We start from the raw sequence: 16,992 nt of genomic DNA on the forward strand, positions 1-16,992 counted from the left end.
CTACGAATACATCTGCAAATGCTGGACAAAGGAGCCCGAACGCTTCAGGCTCGATCCAATCTATCAAATGCCGGGACTAAACAGTTAGGGGTGGGGTTCGGCGAAGCCGGCCGCAGTGTCGCGGCGATCAGCCCTCGTCTGCGCCCTTGAAGCCCTTGGCGAGCAGATAGAGCTCCACGGATTCGCCGCGCGAGGCAGGCGGCTTGACGTGGTGGACGGAGCGGAAGTTGCGCTTCAGCATGGTGAGAAGCTCGGCCTCGGCGCCGCCCTGGAAGGTCTTGGCCAGGAAGTGGCCACCGGGCCTCAAAACGTTCACCGCGAAATCCGCCGCCGCCTCGCACAGGTGCATGGTGCGCAGATGGTCGGTGCGGCGGTGGCCGGTCGTGGGGGCGGCCATATCGGACAGCACCACGTCGGGCGGGCCGCCCAGCACGTCGATGAGGCGGTCCGGCGCATCGTCGTCGAGGAAATCGGTCTTAAGGATCGCCGCGCCCGGCACCGGGTCCATCTCCAGATAGTCGATGCCGACGACACTGGGGTGCTCGGGGTCCGACTTCACGCGGCCCGCCGCCACCTGGCACCAGCCGCCGGGGGCGGCGCCGAGGTCGATGACCTTCATCCCCGGCGCCAGGATGTGGTGCTTGTCGTCGATCTCCGTGAGCTTGTAGGCGGCGCGCGAGCGCATGCCTTCCTGCGTGGCGCGCTGCACGTAGGGGTCGTTCAGATGCCGCTCCAGCCAGCGGCGCGAGGAGTTCTTCAGGCCGCGCTTCTTCTTCACCCGCGTCTTCAGCGCGCGGGCGCCGCTGCCGGGCTTGCCGTCCTTCTTCACGCCGGCCATGCCCCGGCGCGCTTGCGGCGGCGCCACACCCCGTCGCGCGCCATCATCTCGCTGAGCATGCCTTCGCGCAGGCCCCGGTCGGCGACGCGCAGGCGCTCGGCCGGCCAGTGGCGGCGGATCGCCTCGAGGATGGCGCAGCCGGCAAGCACGAGGTCCGCCCGCTCGGAACCGATGCAGGGGTTGGCCTTGCGCTCATCGAAACTCCAGCCGAGGATGGTCCCGATCATGCGGTCGACGCTGTCGCGCTCCATCCACAGCCCGTCGACGCGGCGGCGGTCGTAGCGCTTCAGCCCGAGATGGACGCCGGCCAGCGTGGTGACCGTGCCGGAGGTGCCGAGCAAGTGGAAACGGGCGGTCGAGGCGATATGCGCCAGCCGGCCGCCGCCGTCGAAGCGCGACAGCATGATCGTCACCTCCTCCACCATGGCCTCGAAGCTTTCGGGCGTGACGACGCGGCCGCCGAAGCGCTCGGCGAGCGAGACGACGCCGACGGGCAGCGAGGTCCAGGAGACGATGTGGTCGGCGAGCCGCGGCGTGCGGTGGCGCGACAGATCGATGAGGGCGATTTCGGAGGAGCCGCCGCCGATGTCGAACAGCACGAGGCCGTCGGTCTCGCGCGTCACCAGCGAGCTGCAGCCGGAGACGGCGAGCCTTGCTTCCGTGCGGCGGTCGATCATCTCGAGGGCAAGCCCCGTCTCACGCCGCACGCGGTCGAGGAAGTGTCCGCCGTTCTCGGCCGAGCGGCAGGCCTCGGTGGCGATCATGCGCACGCCGCTGAGCCGCCAGCCGGCGAGCTTTTCCGCGCACACGGCGAGCGCGTCCACGGCGCGGTCCATGGCCGGCTGGCTCAACCGCCCGCTCGCCGTCAGCCCCTCGCCCAGCCGGACGATGCGCGAGAAGGCATCGACGACGCGGAAGCGACCGGGCCGGCCGGGCGTCGCCACCAAGAGGCGGCAATTGTTGGTGCCGAGATCGAGCGCCGCATAGAGCGTCTGCGAAGCGCCATTGAAGCCGTTGATGCCGTTCGGCGGGGCATAGGCCCTGGCACGCGTCTGCCGCGGCTCTTCGGGAGCCCCGACCGGCGCCTTGGCACCCGGTTCCGGAGCGATCGGGGCTTGCTGGGCGGGGCGTGCTTCGCCATCGCGCACGAAAACGCGGCGCCCACGCTTTCTCCTGCGCTTGCGCTTCGGCTTCCTCGGCCCGTCGCCCGCGAAGCCCGCGGCAGGAACCAACGCCGGCTCCCGCCCGTTCACAGTCACGCCGTCCCCCACCGAGACGTGATCGCCAACACACTCCGCGACCGGTGGCGCGTCACCTTCCTCGTGGTCGTCCACCGCATTTCCTTCCGCGCCGCGCGCACCGAAAGGGCGCACCAGCAGGCGCTCGATACTTATGTTGGCGACAGACTAGCAGCGGCGCGACCATTGACCAAGAGCCGGCCGCGAAGAAATGGCGGCCGTGCTTCCGCTGCAACTGTGGCGCGGGCGCGGCCGCGAAGAGGGAAACAATCGCGATTTGAAAACGCCGGCGGGGTTGACTATTAAGGGGGCATGGCTAAATAGCTTGGCCCGCGCAACCGCCACGCGGCGAAGCGGCATGCTGGGGAATAGTTTAACGGTAGAACAGCGGACTCTGACTCCGTCAGTCCTGGTTCGAATCCAGGTTCCCCAGCCACTTGATTTTACTACGCTTTTCCTCTTTGTACGCCAGAATATTTCGTGTCAGTCGGGTGTGCGGTCGGGAAATTTTGTTCCTGTTTCGATCTTCCGAATGGCCGATTCCCCAAGTGCGGGATCGCGATGCAGGCAATGCGCATCGAGGATGGACCGTACATCGCGGAGGCTGTGTCCCGTTATTGTCACGATCTCTGCCTCCGTACACCCGGCAAGGGCAAGGCGAGTGACGGCCGTACCGCGAAGATCGTTGAAGGTGACACCGACAACGCAGGCGGCGGTGTCGAAGGTGCTGTGCGCCACCTGGCAAAGATGCCGCGTTCATTTTTCCCGCAACGTATTGGCGCATGCCGGCAAGAGCGGCCGCCGCGTCGTCTCCGCCTTCATCGCCACCGCCTTTGCCCAGGAGACGGCGGAAGCGGCAAGCGTGCAGTGGCGAGCCGTTGCCGACCAGATCCGGCCCAAGGTGCCGAAGCTCGCCGCCATCATGGATGAGGCCGAACACGACGTGCTCGCCTACATGAGCTTTCCCAAGGAGCATCGGACCAAGCTGCACTCGACCAACCCGATCGAACGGCTCAACGGCGAGATCAAGCGGCGCACCGAGGTCGTCGGCATCTTCCCCAACGACGACGCCATCGTCCGCCTCGTCGGCGCCTTGCTGCTCGAACAGAACGACGAATGGGCCGTGCAGCGCTCCCGCTACATGAGACCATCAGCCAGATGAGCGATGATCCACTCATCAGCCTGCCAGCAGTGGCGCGCTGATCAGCCCGGCCCATGCCGGAGAGCACGGCCACCAATGCCGTCACCTACACCACGCCTGGGGGCACGATCCTATGCCATCACCGGCGACAATCCGCCCTGGAAGCCGGTGCGCGCCTTCGACGACGGGCACAAGGTCTGTATCGAGTTCCCGCGCCGCATCGATCAGGGCGAGGCCCCGCCGCTCTTCGTGGTCGGCGCCGACGGGGGCAGTGAACTCGTCAATTACCGCATGCGTGGTAATTACTACATCGTCGACCGCCTCTTCGCCGCCGCCGAACTTCGGCTTGGCACCAAACCTCAACAGGTCGTGCGCATCACTCGCACCGACGGGACGCCACGGCGAACCAGTCTCCTGGGCAATGCGAGGAGCACGCGATGACGGCGAAGCAGGAGGAAAAGCTCGACCTTCGCGCCGCACCGAAGCGCAAGCTGGTGCGGTTCAGGAAAGGCGTGGTGATCGGCGGGACCGCCATCGCATCGGCTGGACTGCTGGGCGTCACCATGCTCGCGCTGCAAGGTCCGTCGCTGCACGTAGGCCAGCCCGCCGAGGAACTCTACAATACCGAGAAAAAGCCGACGCCCGACGGTCTTGCCGCGCTTCCGGGGGATTATTCGCAGATCCAGCCCTCAACATCTGAACTGGGGCCGCCGCTGCCCGGCGATCTTGGGCGGCCGATCCTTGAACGCCAGCGCCAACTTGGCATCGTGCCGGGAGGGACGGAATTATCCGCTGCCGAACAGCGTCTCGCAAGCCAAGCCATTCAGGCCAAGGAATCCGGTGTGTTTTTCCGCATCGAAAACCGGCCGCAGCAGAATGTACCAGCGGCGACCGCGCAACCGATGCAAATGGCAGCGGCAACCGTTTCACCTGACGCCGACCGCCTGACGCTCGACCCCGAGCGCGACCAGAACAATCAGCAGCGCAAGCTCGATTTTCTGGACCGGCGTGACACGAGCGGCATCTACAACCCCCTGCCCTGCAAACCCCGGCCTCGCCGTATCAGGTGATGGCAGGCAGCGTCATTGCCGCCAGCCTCATCACCGGGGATCAATTCCGACCTGCCGGGTCTCGTTACTGCGCAGGTCACCGAGAGCGTCTACGACACCGTGACCGGCTCGGCGCTCCTCATCCCGCAGGGGTCGCGGCTGATCGGCACATACGACAGCGTCGTCGCATTCGGCCAGTCCCGTGCGCTGCTGGTCTGGCAGCGCATCATCCTGCCTGACAGCTCGTCCATCGAGATTGACAATCTGCCCGCTACCGACACCGCCGGCTATGCCGGACTGGAAGATGAAGTCGATTACCACACCTGGCGGCTCCTGAAGGGCATTGCCATGGCGACGCTGCTCGGTGTGGGCACCGAATTGAGCTTTGGCAGCAATGAGAGCGATCTCGTCCGCGCCATCCGTGAAACGACACAGCAGAACGTTGCTCAGGCAGGCCAGCGCATCACCGAGAAGAAAACATCCAACCCACCATCACCATCCGCCCTGGCTGGCCGCTGCGCATTGTCGTTCAAAAGGACATCGTATTGCGGCCATACCGAGGCTGAGGAGGAATCACTATGGCTAACCTGAAACTCGCAAAACTCCCCGACCGCACGCCGACCAGGATCACCATCACCGTAAACGCCGATCTTAGCCAGGCGCTCTGCGATTATCAGAGGCTTTATACCGCCACCTATGGCGCGTCAGAAAAAGTCGCCGATCTGATCCCCTTCATGCTGGAAGCCTTCCTCGACAGCGACCGCACCTTCGCCAAGGCCCGGAAGAGTGAGGGCCGACCGACCGCAGGGCGGGGAAAACATGCCGGTGACATGTTTTCAGGACCGAACGCCCTGAGCGAAAGCGAAGGGCTAATGCCGGAGTCCGAGCCAGAACGGCCCGCGCGCCGGAGCCGCATGTCCAGAACAAGCGGACCGGAGACGGAGGCAAGCGACGCAGACGGATCTTTCGCATCGTCCTTTGCCTCCCCCACATCACCAAACCAGGAGGACTGAGCCATGCAGATCGGGCATTTCACCCTCGCCAAGGATGGCGGCTGGACCGGCGCCATCCGTACCCTGACCATCGACGCCAAGGTCCGCCTCGTCCCCAACGACGACCGCAATAGCGACAACGCCCCGGCTTTCCGTGTGCTTGTCGGCAGCGCCCGCATTGGCGACGCTTGGGATGCCCGGAGCTCTGGAGACAATCCGAGATATTACTTGCGTCTCCACCTCGACGATCCGAGCCTGCCCGCCCCGCATACTGCTGCACTGTTCCTTTCTGACGAAGCCGATAAGGCCCGGCTGGTGTGGAACAGAAGGCGGAAACAATAGCATATGAGCGCCACACTCATAGTCGAGCTGCCCGGTTCCGGTTGCAGGGCACCGCTGGTCATGATTCAAAGTCTCGGCATTTATATATTATTGCCGAGCATAGGAACATGGGAGCGACCCAGGGAACGCTGAAGGATCGCGCGCTCACCATCGCCAAGGAGCGCGGCATCGCGCGCGTGCGCGACTTCGATGCGGCGGGCGTCCCGCGTGCCTATCTGCGGCGGCTGCAGGACCAGGGCCTTCTGGTACGCCCGGGCGCGGTCTCTCTCAGCCTGCCGATGGGAATGGTCCGAATCCCATAGCCTGGCCGAAGTCGCCCGGGCCGTGCCGCATGGTGTCATCCGCCTGCTCTCCGCGCTCAGATTCCACGAACTCACGACCCAGCTGCCGCATCAGGTCTGGATGCTGATCGGTCACAAGAAATGGGCGCCGAAAAACCCGCCGAGGGGGCGTGGGGCGTGCGAAACAGATCAGCGGCGGCTGCTTCCGGCGAATACCGTGCGGTCCGCGGTTCTTTCCTTTCAGGTGATGAGTTTAGTAACGCGTCGTTACGCAACGTGAATTGGGATCAGCAGGCGAATCCGTCACCAAGGCGGTGCGGCGGACTGCCAAGGGCAAACCGCAGGGGCGGGCATCTCAGGCAATGCCTCCGATGATTCCCGGAGGCGCCGGCCCGATCGCTGCATAGGTTGACGCCTTTCGCCGGTGAGGCGGATTGAAATGGTGCCCATCGAAGCAGATCAGCGGCTCCTTGAGATCGTTAACGGTGGCAGGTGCCCGGCCACCACTTTCCGTCTCCGTGGCGACCAGCCAAGCATAGAACTCGGACTTCCGTACGCACAGCATTGCGCCCAACCACTAACGACCGGTTCGTCGAACGTGGTCTTTCTTTCGAGATTTCAGGGGACCTTTCTGGCGCCTCAGGGTCAAAAGGACTACGTTCGCCCCGCGGTGATGGGTTTCGACACGGGAGGCACTTTTGGACGAGTTCTGTTTGCCAGATGACTACCTTGCGCGCCGTGAGGCGCACTATTTCGATGATTCTCCATATTTCGATAGCGACATTATCCATCAGCCTAAGGTATATGACGCCGCAGATTACTTCTGCCGCGTCGCGCGCAGGTCCACAATTATCGATATCGGGTGCGGAAATGGGCGGAAGCTGCAGGGCGTCGGGGCTGATATAAAAGTCGGCATCGATTTTGGTATCAACATAGCGTCTTGCCGGCATAGATATCCCACCGGAGTGAAATGGATCGAGGCCGATCTCTCCAAGCCCGAATGCATCAGCCTGGCAAGCCACTCAGACAATCAATCGGTTGTGGTGTGCGCCGACGTCGTGGAGCACCTCGTCGATCCCAGGCCGCTCGTAGCCTTGCTCGCGGAATGCTACCGAAACGGAGCGATCGTCCTCACAAGCACGCCGGACCGGATTCGTGTCCGCGGTGAGGATCATCGCGGCCCCCCGCCAAATCAATCACATATCCGCGAATGGGCAAAAGATGAGTATAAGCAGTTTCTTCTGCGTCATGGCCTGCCGGCTGCGTTCGCCGGATACACAATCAACAACAACCAGGCCCGGGAACTGAAAACAATTGCCACTCTGCACGATCGGGCAGTCTCCGGCCATGGGGCACCGGACACGCGAGCCGTCGCTATCCTCTCAGCCATCGACGAAGGCGATGTTATCGGCGATGCCGTTGGATCTGATCAAGTGAAAGCACCCAGGGCGACCCTGCTTAGCTGGATGTCTTCCTTGTTTCGTGATTAGGCCATCCAGAGGTAGCCATTCTTCTCCAGTAGTTGAGGATACCGAGGCCGGTACAGCCGGAAGCGGCGGAGCTGCCCTCTCAGTTTACGCTACATCCAAACGGGAAGAAAGGGACGACTGCGCCGAAGTCGGCATAGCTCAGCGCTTTGAGACGGCGGGCGATCTGCGCCAATCCGCCATTAGCCTTGATTGCATTCACAGCCGCCGCCGACCAGCGATCTATGGTACGGCAACAACCGCTTTCGCACTATAGCCATCGGCGTCGTACACAACGCTCAACGAAAGGCACCCAACCACAGAGTGGCTAGCGTGATGGTCGGCGCACTCGAAGTCAAATACACAAAATGCCCTCAGATACCCTAAGGGCGATCGATGAACACATCGATCGCCCTTAGGACAAATGCTTGCGACTAGCCCAGAAGACCGTCGAGCAATCCACCACCGGGACCGGTCACGCCGTCGACCGTGCCGAGAGCGGTGCCGAGCAGGCCCTCAACACCCAGCCCATGACCATCGGCGAGATTGTTAATCACGCCACCGAGGGCGAAGACGTCGGCATAGCCCTCCGCAACGGCTCCGGTCAGGTCGCCTTCGCCGAGATTGTTGATCAAGTCATCGACGATGCCGCTCTCACCGAGAACGTTGCCGGTCAGCGAAAGGGCGCTACCGAAATTGGAAGAAAGGCCATTGCCGGTGTCAACCACAGCTTCACGGACGTCGTCCACTGTGCCCGTGACAGTTCCGAGCACTCCACCAAGGCCACCAAGGCCACCACCTAAAAGTCCACCCAACATTTTTTGCTCCTAAAGTTAATTGCCTCAGCGCGCCCAATCTCAGGTTGCGCTGCGAAAGAGTATACGCTGGCAACTTCTAAGTGCAACGCCCAATCTGCTGTTCAGTCGAGGAGGGTTAAAGTTTCACCAAGAAGGTCCGATATAAAATGAAAGGCCCGACATAAAATGAAACGGAATCACTACGAATGGAAGAAGATTGCCAGCTAATTTCCGTCGTTTAAAAATTGATTTTTACTTTCAGATCGTTGCGGAACATGGGTTGTGGATTTCGCTATCCGGCGCCCACCTTGGACACTTCGGGTGAGGCCGCCAGAATATGAGCCTCGCAACCGCGAGCGGTGCCCACGATATATCGACGCCTGACTGAGAATGTCTTTCGGAGCTGTTTATCCAGCGACTCGCACCGTCTTTTGCAACAGGTCGGTGATTATATGGAGCCCGTGATTCTCCCAAAAATCTTCATTGAACGGTATCAACACGGTCTTTGGCCAGGTGAAGTCGGATCCTTCGGAAAAGCCATCGTAGTGGTTATGCCACCCAAGCGTATTCTTCTCGTACGGAGACCACCGGGAGCATCGGTCCACAAATACCTTTCTCGCTCCATGCTCCTTGGAACGGATCGGATAGTGCCGAAGCAGGAACCGGTAGGGGAAATCGCGCGCGCCCGTGAATTTGGCCATATGCCCCCCGCTGGCTGCAAGGCTGACCTTCTCGTCTCCTTGGAGCCAGGCCTTGGCTTGTGCAAAATGCCCCGGACGTGTTCCGAATTCGAAATGCGTGAAGCTGGTGCTGAGCGAGCCCGGGGAAAATGGCCTGTCGTCGACCGGCCGAAAGTTGATCAAATTGAAGTTCACACGATTGGCGCCGGTTATCGATGCGATCTCCAATCCCTGAGCAAGCGTCAGGCCCGGGAATGGCGATCGGCGGAGCTCGTCGGCATCGGTATGGATGACCCAGCGACCGGGACACGTGGCAGCGATCTCCTCCTTCCGGCGGAGGATTTTTTGCCATTCATAGTTCTCGGCAGATCCGCTGAATGGAAAGCGTTCGCTCTCGACCCGGTCGGGGTGGCTTCGCTCGAACTGCTGGATGAGCTCCCATGTCCCATCTGTCGACCAGTTGTCGATGACGACTAGATCGCACCCCTGCTCGACCAGATCCTGCATAACCTCGGTGATGACATCGCTTTCATTATATGTCGAAAGGATCGCCAGCGGGCGGCACCCTCCTTCGGTCAGCTGCGACTTGGCTTGCTCGACCGATGGATCGTGGAGCGAGATTATCCTTGAGAGCGATTGACCGGAGCTTCGGTTCGGCGTGCGACCTACATAGATCGGAGGCAGGTTCTTGGCGTCGAGAAGATCTCTGTACTTTTGGAGCGACCCATCTGCATCGGGGGAACCCGGACGTGTCTGGCTGGGGAGCGAAAACATGGTGCCATCGGGAGCGCTAGTCAGTATCAGCGCGCCGCGTGCCCAGCATATGGATAACAGGCCAAACAGGCCCGCCAGATCGGTCCGTTGCGTAATCGCACAGACGACGATGGAATCGTTGTCGGGAAGGGCAACGCATTGTTGCCGAGCAGCCTCCAACTCATACCACTCGGCTTTCCCTTCGTGCTCCTGCCTGCACTTCTCGATATTGTCGGCGTGGTCGATCCCTAGGCGTCTCGCCGCGTCCACCTGCAACAATTGATTGCCGGTTCCACACCCGATGTCGACAATCGTCGATCGTCCCGTAGCACGCAGAAAATAGCCCGCCACGTCGTAGACGCAGTTCGGCTGCGCTTCCCAAATTGACACCGTGGATGCCCCCACTGCCCGAGAATGGTGTTGACGGCCGAGCGACTACGTCCCGGCTCACAGTGACACTAGTAGGTTGAAATGGTAATGGAAAGACAATCTCAAATGATCGCGTGATTGCTTCTCGTGGTTGCAAGCCGGTCACGATCACTCAGGATGATCACGATCAATCAGGATGATGAAGAACCTTTTCGCTCTGCTTCGGGGTAAGGTCAGACCGGCCAGACTTTTATCTCCCGTGGAACATGCTGGACAGAAACACATCGGAGCGCCTCGCACTGGCGTGGTCAACGATTTGCCGCGGCCAGACGCTCGGGAAAAAGATTTTCGGCTTGGACCGATCGGCCTTGCCAGTTATCAACGGTCGTTCGGGCTCCGTTTCGTAGAGGAGACGCCCTCTCTGGCGGAGGCTGATTACGACAGTGATGTCAGGGTACTGATGTCCGACCATCGCTACGGAATGCGTTGGGATCTCTCCGGAAAGAAGGTGGCCGTTGTCGGGAATGGGCCCATTCTGAACTGCGGCGCACTTATCGACAGCTGCGACGAGGTCATTCGTATCTCGACGATGCGGAATTGGCAGAAGAATCCGGTTCACGACGGAACCCGCGTGACGACTTGGTCAGGCCATCCCTGGTTGGTCGTCCACCGAAACAACAGGGGAGAGCTTGAAGCGAACGACAAGTTCGCGGAGCTGTTGGAAAATGGAGCGGGATTGTGGGCGTCTTCGCCATTCCACATCTCCCTTGACGCCTATTGGTGGCTGAGCCATCGAGGCCTTCTTGATCGCCTCCTCGTCGTGCCTCCTTCCGCCAATATTTACGAGATCGCCTGCTCGCATATGGATGCGGAGGATCTCAGGAAGATATTTTCCATATCGGCTCAGATAAACAACATCGTTGGACTGCCCCATTTCGATCTTCTCCTGACCGGAACAAGGATGATATTGCTGATTGAGCTCTGTGGGGCAAAAGATATAGCGATATTCGGCACCAACTTGTTCAACTTCTCACGGGACGGGGTGTGGTTCGGTCACGATCTTCAATTTGACTATGAGGTCCTGATGGGTGTGAAGCAGCGGATTTTGGCGAAGGGCGGGACATTCTATTGGAACGAAGAGCAGCAAGTTCAGCAAACGTGGCGAAGCATTAAATGAAATTTGGGGTCCTTACGTTTGGCTACGACAGCTTCACCAGCTTTGCCGATCAACTTGCGAATCACGGCTTCTATGAAGCGAATTTAGGCGACAACGCCCAATCTATAGCGATCCGCCATATTTACCGGCATTTCGGCGTCCGCGATGATCAGATGATCGACATCAATCGCGATGCGCTGCCGCAATATGATGGAGAGCCCGCCCTTCTGCTAATGAACGGGGTCTTCTACCAATCGGCGTTTCCCTTACCTGCAGCGATCACTCCAGTTTTCGTAGGCTTTCATGCTCCCGAGCACGTGATCAAAGAGCAGCAGGATTTTCTCAGAAAGCACCAGCCCATTGGCTGTCGGGATGAAGGGACGACGGTGCGAATGAGAAATCTCGGCATCGAGGCCTTTACGACAGGCTGCCTAACCCTGGCTCTTCCTCGCCGCGAGCAAGAGCCCAAAAATCCAAAGCTCCTGATTGTCTATGGCAGTGGTGCGGGACGGCTGCCGCCGATCGTGTTCCGAAGCATTCCGGAAAATATTCTCAGCAAGGCCGAGCTGATCTACCACCGTTTCCATGCCAGCAGATTTCCCTTCGATCTGGAGATGCGCCGGGAAGCCGAGCTTTATGAAGAAGCATTGTTTGCCCGGTATCGCCGGGAGGCGACGTTGGTTCTGACGCCACTCCATCACGTCGCAGCACCCTGTATGGCGTTCGGCATCCCAACCATCATCTGCAGGGATGGGAATGACGTACGGTTCAGTTTCGTGGAAAAGCTGTTGCCGATCTACACGCCCGATAAATTCGATCAGATCAACTGGAATCCGCCAATGATCGATGTAGGCGTAGTGCGAGCCGACCTGCTTCGCGTGGTGGGAAACAAACTTATTGCAGCATTACACCGCGCGACGAGTTGAAACGGCAGGTTTAAGATCGTCGGCAGCGGTTGCACCTCGATTGTAACGGCCGGCCCGCGGTGACCGGCACTGAATACAGTTGCACCCGCCGCTTGACGCAGGAAGCCGCACGCTCAAAACCTCTTCCTTTTCATGATTTTACGGTTATTTTTGAGTTGACACATTCATGAAGGATAGACTCATTATGGTCAATGAATCGAAGGCACGTTATAAGCAAAGCTCGTTAATTTGTTGATGCAATCTCATCTATTGCTACCATAAGCTGCACTTTCAGCTATCTTCTCGGGGTGGCCATCGCGGTGACAGGGGGAGTTGTGATGCTTTTCGGTCAGTTTATCGGGATTTTCTCACACGTTGCGCCGGGTGGCGTGAGTTTCGTCCCGGTCGTCAAGCGCTGTTATGGCTGGTTATCAATCGAATGATTCTGTTTAGGCTGACTGATGTCCCTGGCTGATACGACCGCAGTACCCAGGCTTGCCGAAGGGCAAGCAGGCAACGAAATCGATGCGGCGCTAAGGTCGCTTCGCCTGCATTTTGTCATCGTGGGCGTCTTCTCGAGCATGATCAACGTGCTCTATCTCAGCTCGCCACTTTACCTCATGCAGGTCTATAACCGTGTCCTGGTAAGCGAAAGCATGCCGACGCTGGCGTTGCTTACCGTGATGCTGGTCATTGCACTGATCGTGATGGCCGTATTGGACGCGGCGCGTGCGCAGGTGCTGGTAAGATCGGGAATTCTGCTTGATCAGAAGTTGGCGGGGCGCCTGTTCTCCGCACTCATTCAGAAGTCTTCGAGGCAAGGTTTCTCTCTGGGTGCCCAGCCTCTGCGGGAACTCGATGATTTCCGCACCTTTGTCACAGGGCCGGGCATTTATTTCGCGTTCGACCTGCCCTGGATCCCGCTTTATCTTGGGCTCCTCTACCTCATCCACCCAATTCTGGGCGTGGTCGCAACCGTGGGTGCCGTGCTCCTGCTGGGATTGGCGTTCGTGAACGAATCCGTCACCAAGAAGCCAATGGAGGATGCACGGAACGCTGCACGACGCTCATTCTCCTTTACCGAAAACATTATGCAGCACGCCGACGTCATTCGAGCGATGGGAATGCAGTCTGCAGTGGAGCGCCATTGGCAAGGCAGCCGCGCCGGCATGCTTCTGCAGCAAGCCTTTGCGAGCGATCGGAACGCGCTGATTTCGGCCACCATCAGATTTGCAAGATTGTTGCTTCAGGCGCTGATGCTGGGCACGGGTGCCTGGCTTGCCATCGACCATACGATCATGCCTGCAACGATCTTCGCCGCCAGTATCATCATGGGCCGGGCCCTGGTGCCCGTCGAGCAGTCTGTCGCGGCGTGGAAGCAGGCGTCTGCGGCGCGGAGCGGGTACAGGCGGGTAAGAGATATCCTGAAGGAGAACCCGGTCGCCAATCTCAAGACCATCGTCCCCACAAACGAGACCGCGCTGGAGGTGAAGGAACTTACATACCGTGTAGCCAGGCGGTCGACGCCGGTGCTCGACGCGCTGTCCTTCAAGATCGGAGAAGGCGAGGCCCTTGGAATTGTCGGCCCGAGCGGCTCCGGCAAGAGCACGCTTGCCAAGCTGCTGATCGGTGCCCTCCAGCCGTCCGGTGGCGAGATTTGGTTCGGTGGGCTGAACTACGCGCATTGGGACGCCACCGAGTTCGGCCGCATCACGGGATATCTGCCCCAGGATGTCGGTTTGTTTGCCGGCACCGTCCGGGAGAACATTTCACGCTTCAGCGATACGTCCGTCGACCAGGTGATCGAAGCGGCAACCCTTGCCGGCATCCACGAAATGATACTGGACCTGCCGCAGCAATACGACACGATGCTGGGGCCGGGAGGGCTCGGCCTTTCAGGCGGACAGCGCCAGCGCATCGGCTTGGCAAGGGCGTTGCTGGCCCGGCCCAGGCTGCTCGTACTGGACGAGCCGAACGCCCATCTGGACGTCGCCGGCGAAACCGCGCTCAGCAAGGCCTTGTTCGTCATGAAGGCGCAGGGCACGGCCATTGTTGTGATCACGCATCAGCCTGCGATTCTCGATGTCGTCGACACCGTGCTTGTCCTGAAATCCGGAAAGATCGACAGGATGGGCCCGCCTGAGACGTTGGGGACCCAGACAACGGCGCAGCTATCGGTGCACTGATGACCACGGCTCCCACTCTCGACAACGCCGCCTACCGCGATCCACTCAGGCCCGCCCTGTGGGGGCTTGTCGCGATCCTCGCGTTCGTGCTGCTGTTCGTCGTCTGGGGCTACGTGGCACCCTTGTCGAGCGCCGCAATCGCCGAAGGCAGCCTTCAGGTGCAGGGGCAGAGGCAGTCGGTGCAGCATCCTTACGGAGGCGTGATCTCAGAGCTTCTAGTCGTGGAAGGGCAGCACGTTGAGCGCGGCCAGCCCCTGGTGGAACTTGACGTGGCGGAGGTGCGTGCGAAGCTGGACATTGCCAATGCCGAAGTCGTGTCTCTTCTGGCGCAGCAGGCTCGACTGATCTGCGAGCGCGACAATGCCGGGCCTGAGTGCCTCGATGATTTCAAGGCGGAGAACCGTTCGCGCCCTGGCCTGGCGGAGGCTGTTGCGAATGAACGTGCGGTCATGCTTGCGCGAGCGGAGCATTACGAAGCCGAGAAGGGGATGCTCACCTCGAAGGCGGCACAGCTCCAGGAGCGAATTGCCGGACTGACGGCCCAAATCGAAGGGCTCACAAAGCAGAGCATCTCGTTGCAAGGGGAGATCGAGGGTGCCCAGAAATTGCTTGCCTCGGGTTACACTCCGAAAACGCGCGTACTGCAACTGGAAAGAACCTCTGCAGGACTGCTTGCCGACAAAGGCTCGCGGTTAGCGGACATGGCCGAGGCGAAGCAAGAGATCAGTGAGGCCGAGCTGGCAGTCGCCAGGCTGGGCCGCGAGCGGATAAGCGACATCACCGACCAGATCCGAAAGACACAATCCTCACTGGCGGAGGCTCTGCCGAAACTCGATGCCGCCCGGGACGTCATGAACCGGACGGTGATCAGAGCCCCCGTAAGCGGATCGATCGTGGGCCTGTCCGTTTTCACCGAGGGCGGTGTCATCCAGGCCGGTGCGCAATTGATGGATATCGTGCCTGAGGACAGTCCTATCGTCGTCGACGCGAGACTGCCCTTGTCCGATATCAACTATGTAAGGCCGGGTATCGAGGCAGACGTGCGGTTGACGGGTGTCACAAGGAACGACCGTCCGCAGTTGCGGGGCGAGATCATCAGCGTATCGGCGGACAAGTTCACCGATTCCCAGTCCGGAGCTGAATACTTCGCCGTGCGGGTAAAGCTCAATCCGGAGGATATGAAAAATTCGACAGTGAGATTACAGCCGGGAATGCCGGCGGAGGTGGTGGTCACGGCGAAGTCGCGAACTCTGGCAGGTTATCTTCTGGGGCCGCTACTCGACGAGATCGGATACGCATTTCGAGAACAGTGAGGATCATCAAATGTCTCGCGCAGTAAAAAAGATGAGCGCCCACAAGGGGCGGCAATCGGACTCCAAGACAGAGGCCGGGAAATCGACCGCCACCAAGTCGGAAGGCAATCTGTCCCTTGCGGTTACGGCGGGTGCGCTGGGGCTTGGGATAACGCTGCTCGAGCAGGAACAGGCGGCAGCGGCAGCCGCAACCGACGCGGACGGCTCCAACATCGACTACACCCATACTTCAAGTATTTCCGAGACGGCGGGTCAGGTCACTGCAAACTTCGATTATTCGGAGATCGGCGATCCTGCTACATCTGACGGGCAAAGCGTGCCCGTCACCGTAGCTACAGCAACCCCTGGCCCGTCGCTCGATCTGCAGGGACTTCTCCAGCAGATCAAGACCCTGGCTGTAGAGAGCGGCGCTCAGGAGACCGCCCTTTCTGCCCACCCGGAAGGCGCGCCTGCTGAAGCAGAAGGCCCCGTGCAGTACGCTTCCTACGACTCAGGAACAGTGACCGAAGCACTCGGCTCCAGTTCCGGGTCCGGCTCCGGGTCCAGTGTGGCCAACGTCATTTCGGGCGGTGGCAGCGTACGTCCTTCGGGCTCGACGATTACAGACCCGCTTGCGCCGGTATCCGATATCCTGGACGACCTTCTGCCGGGCAGCAGTGGCTCGGGCAACATTCCTATCGTGGGATCGATAGTCCCGGTAGGCGAGTTCATCGAAGATGTCCTGGGCGGCGAGAACGGCTCCGGCATCGTCCCCGACGTGGTCGAGGTCGTGGATGATGTGGTGGACACGGTTGGCGACCTCGTCGGAGGCCTCGTGGGGAATGGCGACGGCTCCGGCCTCGTTCCCGAAGTGGTTGAAACCGTATCGGACACGGTCGGCGATGTGGTCGAAGTCGTGGATGACGTGGTGGACACGGTCGGCGACCTCGTCGGAGGCCTCCTTGGTGGAGGAAGCGGTTCTGGCCTTCTGGGTGGGACGGGAACTACTGTAGCGGGTACGCTTGGAGCGGCAACCGATGTCGCGGGAGACCTCTTGGGCGGTGGCGGCGAATCCGGCGGCGCGCCCGATGCCGTTGAAACCGCAACAGACGCGGTTGGTGATGTGGCCGACACACTGGCCGGCACCGTCTCGGGCGTCGGCGACCTTGTCGGAAGCCTTCTGGGCGGCGGATCAGGTTCGGTTGCCAACGCTGGGTCGACCGCGCCGGGCGCGGCCGATGCCGTAGATACGGCCTCCTCATCTACCACAGATGACGCGCAGGCATCTGGTCAAAATCAGCCGAATATCTTCGAGGCCGCCAACGATGCATTGCAGGTCTCCGACGGGCTTCTCAGCATCCTCATTCCAGATATAGGCTTCATGGGGCAATCTATAGCGGATTCCGGGGCTGAGGCGGCACACCCGAACGGTTCTCTTTTTCACCTTTGGGGCTGAACAACGACCGATCTGATCGAGAGGCGTGCCGGCAGCTACGTAGGTTTGGGA

14 protein-coding genes, 1 tRNA gene and 3 pseudogenes are annotated in these 16,992 nt (G+C 60.5%); 14 read left to right on the top strand and 4 right to left on the bottom strand.

Annotated elements, in window-relative coordinates; translation table 11 throughout:
* Positions 1–127 precede the first annotated feature (127 nt).
* Both GM910_RS13180 and GM910_RS13185 read right to left on the bottom strand, forming a co-directional pair.
* On the bottom strand, positions 128–838 hold the full coding sequence (locus tag GM910_RS13180) for an RlmE family RNA methyltransferase (RefSeq protein WP_159588024.1): 711 nt from the start codon (positions 836–838) through the stop codon (positions 128–130).
* Positions 826–2,172, bottom strand: a complete 1,347-nt coding sequence (locus GM910_RS13185) for a Ppx/GppA phosphatase family protein (RefSeq protein WP_425482681.1) — start codon at positions 2,170–2,172, stop codon at positions 826–828. Before GM910_RS13185 ends, GM910_RS13180 begins: the two co-directional genes overlap by 13 nt.
* 266 nt (positions 2,173–2,438) lie before the next feature.
* On the opposite strand from GM910_RS13185, the gene GM910_RS13190 reads away from it, so the two are divergent.
* From GM910_RS13190 to GM910_RS13225, 9 genes and pseudogenes are all read left to right on the top strand, one after another.
* Positions 2,439–2,512: transfer RNA gene (locus GM910_RS13190), tRNA-Gln, on the top strand.
* 270 nt (positions 2,513–2,782) lie between these two features.
* Positions 2,783–3,279, top strand: a pseudogene (locus GM910_RS13195) (transposase); the annotation flags it as partial.
* A gap of 25 nt (positions 3,280–3,304) precedes the next feature.
* Positions 3,305–3,658, top strand: a pseudogene (locus GM910_RS13200) (TrbG/VirB9 family P-type conjugative transfer protein); the annotation flags it as partial.
* Positions 3,655–4,287 (top strand): hypothetical protein, encoded by a 633-nt coding sequence (locus tag GM910_RS27275; RefSeq protein WP_246226088.1) that lies wholly within the window; start codon positions 3,655–3,657, stop codon positions 4,285–4,287. The pseudogene GM910_RS13200 and the gene GM910_RS27275, both read left to right, overlap by 4 nt.
* A 15-nt stretch (positions 4,288–4,302) precedes the next feature.
* A complete protein-coding gene (locus GM910_RS27280) occupies positions 4,303–4,857 on the top strand; it encodes a TraB/TrbI/VirB10 family type IV secretion system protein (RefSeq protein WP_246226090.1) in 555 nt (184 codons plus the stop codon).
* Positions 4,845–5,072 (top strand): annotated as a pseudogene (locus GM910_RS27285) (DUF2274 domain-containing protein); the annotation flags it as partial. The gene GM910_RS27280 and the pseudogene GM910_RS27285, both read left to right, overlap by 13 nt.
* Positions 5,073–5,282: 210 nt before the next feature.
* Complete coding sequence (locus GM910_RS13215; RefSeq protein WP_159588026.1) at positions 5,283–5,600, top strand: DUF736 domain-containing protein; 318 nt, start codon at positions 5,283–5,285, stop codon at positions 5,598–5,600.
* A 107-nt stretch (positions 5,601–5,707) separates the two neighbouring features.
* Positions 5,708–5,902, top strand: a complete 195-nt coding sequence (locus GM910_RS13220) for a type IV toxin-antitoxin system AbiEi family antitoxin domain-containing protein (RefSeq protein ID WP_159588027.1) — start codon at positions 5,708–5,710, stop codon at positions 5,900–5,902.
* Positions 5,903–6,579: 677 nt separating this feature from the next.
* Positions 6,580–7,371, top strand: coding sequence for a class I SAM-dependent methyltransferase (locus tag GM910_RS13225; RefSeq protein ID WP_159588028.1), 792 nt, complete (start codon positions 6,580–6,582; stop codon positions 7,369–7,371).
* Positions 7,372–7,781: 410 nt separating this feature from the next.
* On the opposite strand, the gene GM910_RS13230 is transcribed toward GM910_RS13225, so the two are convergent.
* Positions 7,782–8,165: a hypothetical protein gene (locus GM910_RS13230; RefSeq protein WP_159588029.1), complete on the bottom strand. Its 384-nt coding sequence runs from the start codon at positions 8,163–8,165 to the stop codon at positions 7,782–7,784.
* A gap of 386 nt (positions 8,166–8,551) precedes the next feature.
* Positions 8,552–9,967 carry a glycosyltransferase gene (locus tag GM910_RS13235; protein ID WP_159588030.1) on the bottom strand — a complete coding sequence of 472 codons (1,416 nt, stop codon included), beginning with the start codon at positions 9,965–9,967 and terminating at the stop codon, positions 8,552–8,554.
* A 175-nt stretch (positions 9,968–10,142) separates the two neighbouring features.
* On the opposite strand from GM910_RS13235, the gene GM910_RS13240 reads away from it, so the two are divergent.
* From GM910_RS13240 to GM910_RS13260, 5 genes are all read left to right on the top strand, one after another.
* Positions 10,143–11,123 (top strand): glycosyltransferase family 29 protein, encoded by a 981-nt coding sequence (locus GM910_RS13240; protein ID WP_159588031.1) that lies wholly within the window; start codon positions 10,143–10,145, stop codon positions 11,121–11,123.
* A complete protein-coding gene (locus tag GM910_RS13245; RefSeq protein WP_159588032.1) occupies positions 11,120–12,028 on the top strand; it encodes a polysaccharide pyruvyl transferase family protein in 909 nt (302 codons plus the stop codon). The genes GM910_RS13240 and GM910_RS13245 overlap by 4 nt, the downstream gene beginning before the upstream one ends.
* 440 nt (positions 12,029–12,468) lie before the next feature.
* Positions 12,469–14,193, top strand: a complete 1,725-nt coding sequence (locus tag GM910_RS13250; protein ID WP_159588033.1) for a type I secretion system permease/ATPase — start codon at positions 12,469–12,471, stop codon at positions 14,191–14,193.
* The gene (locus tag GM910_RS13255; protein WP_159588034.1) at positions 14,193–15,506 is read left to right on the top strand and encodes an HlyD family type I secretion periplasmic adaptor subunit; all 1,314 of its coding nucleotides are present in this window, start codon (positions 14,193–14,195) and stop codon (positions 15,504–15,506) included. Before GM910_RS13250 ends, GM910_RS13255 begins: the two co-directional genes overlap by 1 nt.
* A 31-nt stretch (positions 15,507–15,537) precedes the next feature.
* A complete protein-coding gene (locus GM910_RS13260) occupies positions 15,538–16,941 on the top strand; it encodes a hypothetical protein (protein ID WP_159588035.1) in 1,404 nt (467 codons plus the stop codon).
* The last annotated feature ends 51 nt before the right edge of the window (positions 16,942–16,992 follow it).

The sequence above is a fragment of the Chelativorans xinjiangensis genome (assembly GCF_009812055.1).
In the GTDB taxonomy this organism is placed as follows: Bacteria; Pseudomonadota; Alphaproteobacteria; order Rhizobiales; family Rhizobiaceae; genus Chelativorans; species Chelativorans xinjiangense.

Excerpts from the sequence above, each read along its gene's own strand:
- GM910_RS13180 (WP_159588024.1), bottom strand. The coding sequence starts at position 838 with ATGGCCGGCGTGAAGAAGGACGGCAAGCCCGGCAGCGGCGCCCGCGCG.
- GM910_RS27275 (WP_246226088.1), top strand. The coding sequence starts at position 3,655 with ATGACGGCGAAGCAGGAGGAAAAGCTCGACCTTCGCGCCGCACCGAAG.
- GM910_RS13215 (WP_159588026.1), top strand. The coding sequence starts at position 5,283 with ATGCAGATCGGGCATTTCACCCTCGCCAAGGATGGCGGCTGGACCGGC.
- GM910_RS13220 (WP_159588027.1), top strand. The coding sequence starts at position 5,708 with ATGGGAGCGACCCAGGGAACGCTGAAGGATCGCGCGCTCACCATCGCC.
- GM910_RS13230 (WP_159588029.1), bottom strand. The coding sequence starts at position 8,165 with ATGTTGGGTGGACTTTTAGGTGGTGGCCTTGGTGGCCTTGGTGGAGTG.
- GM910_RS13240 (WP_159588031.1), top strand. The coding sequence starts at position 10,143 with ATGATGAAGAACCTTTTCGCTCTGCTTCGGGGTAAGGTCAGACCGGCC.
- GM910_RS13245 (WP_159588032.1), top strand. The coding sequence starts at position 11,120 with ATGAAATTTGGGGTCCTTACGTTTGGCTACGACAGCTTCACCAGCTTT.
- GM910_RS13250 (WP_159588033.1), top strand. The coding sequence starts at position 12,469 with ATGTCCCTGGCTGATACGACCGCAGTACCCAGGCTTGCCGAAGGGCAA.
- GM910_RS13255 (WP_159588034.1), top strand. The coding sequence starts at position 14,193 with ATGACCACGGCTCCCACTCTCGACAACGCCGCCTACCGCGATCCACTC.
- GM910_RS13260 (WP_159588035.1), top strand. The coding sequence starts at position 15,538 with ATGAGCGCCCACAAGGGGCGGCAATCGGACTCCAAGACAGAGGCCGGG.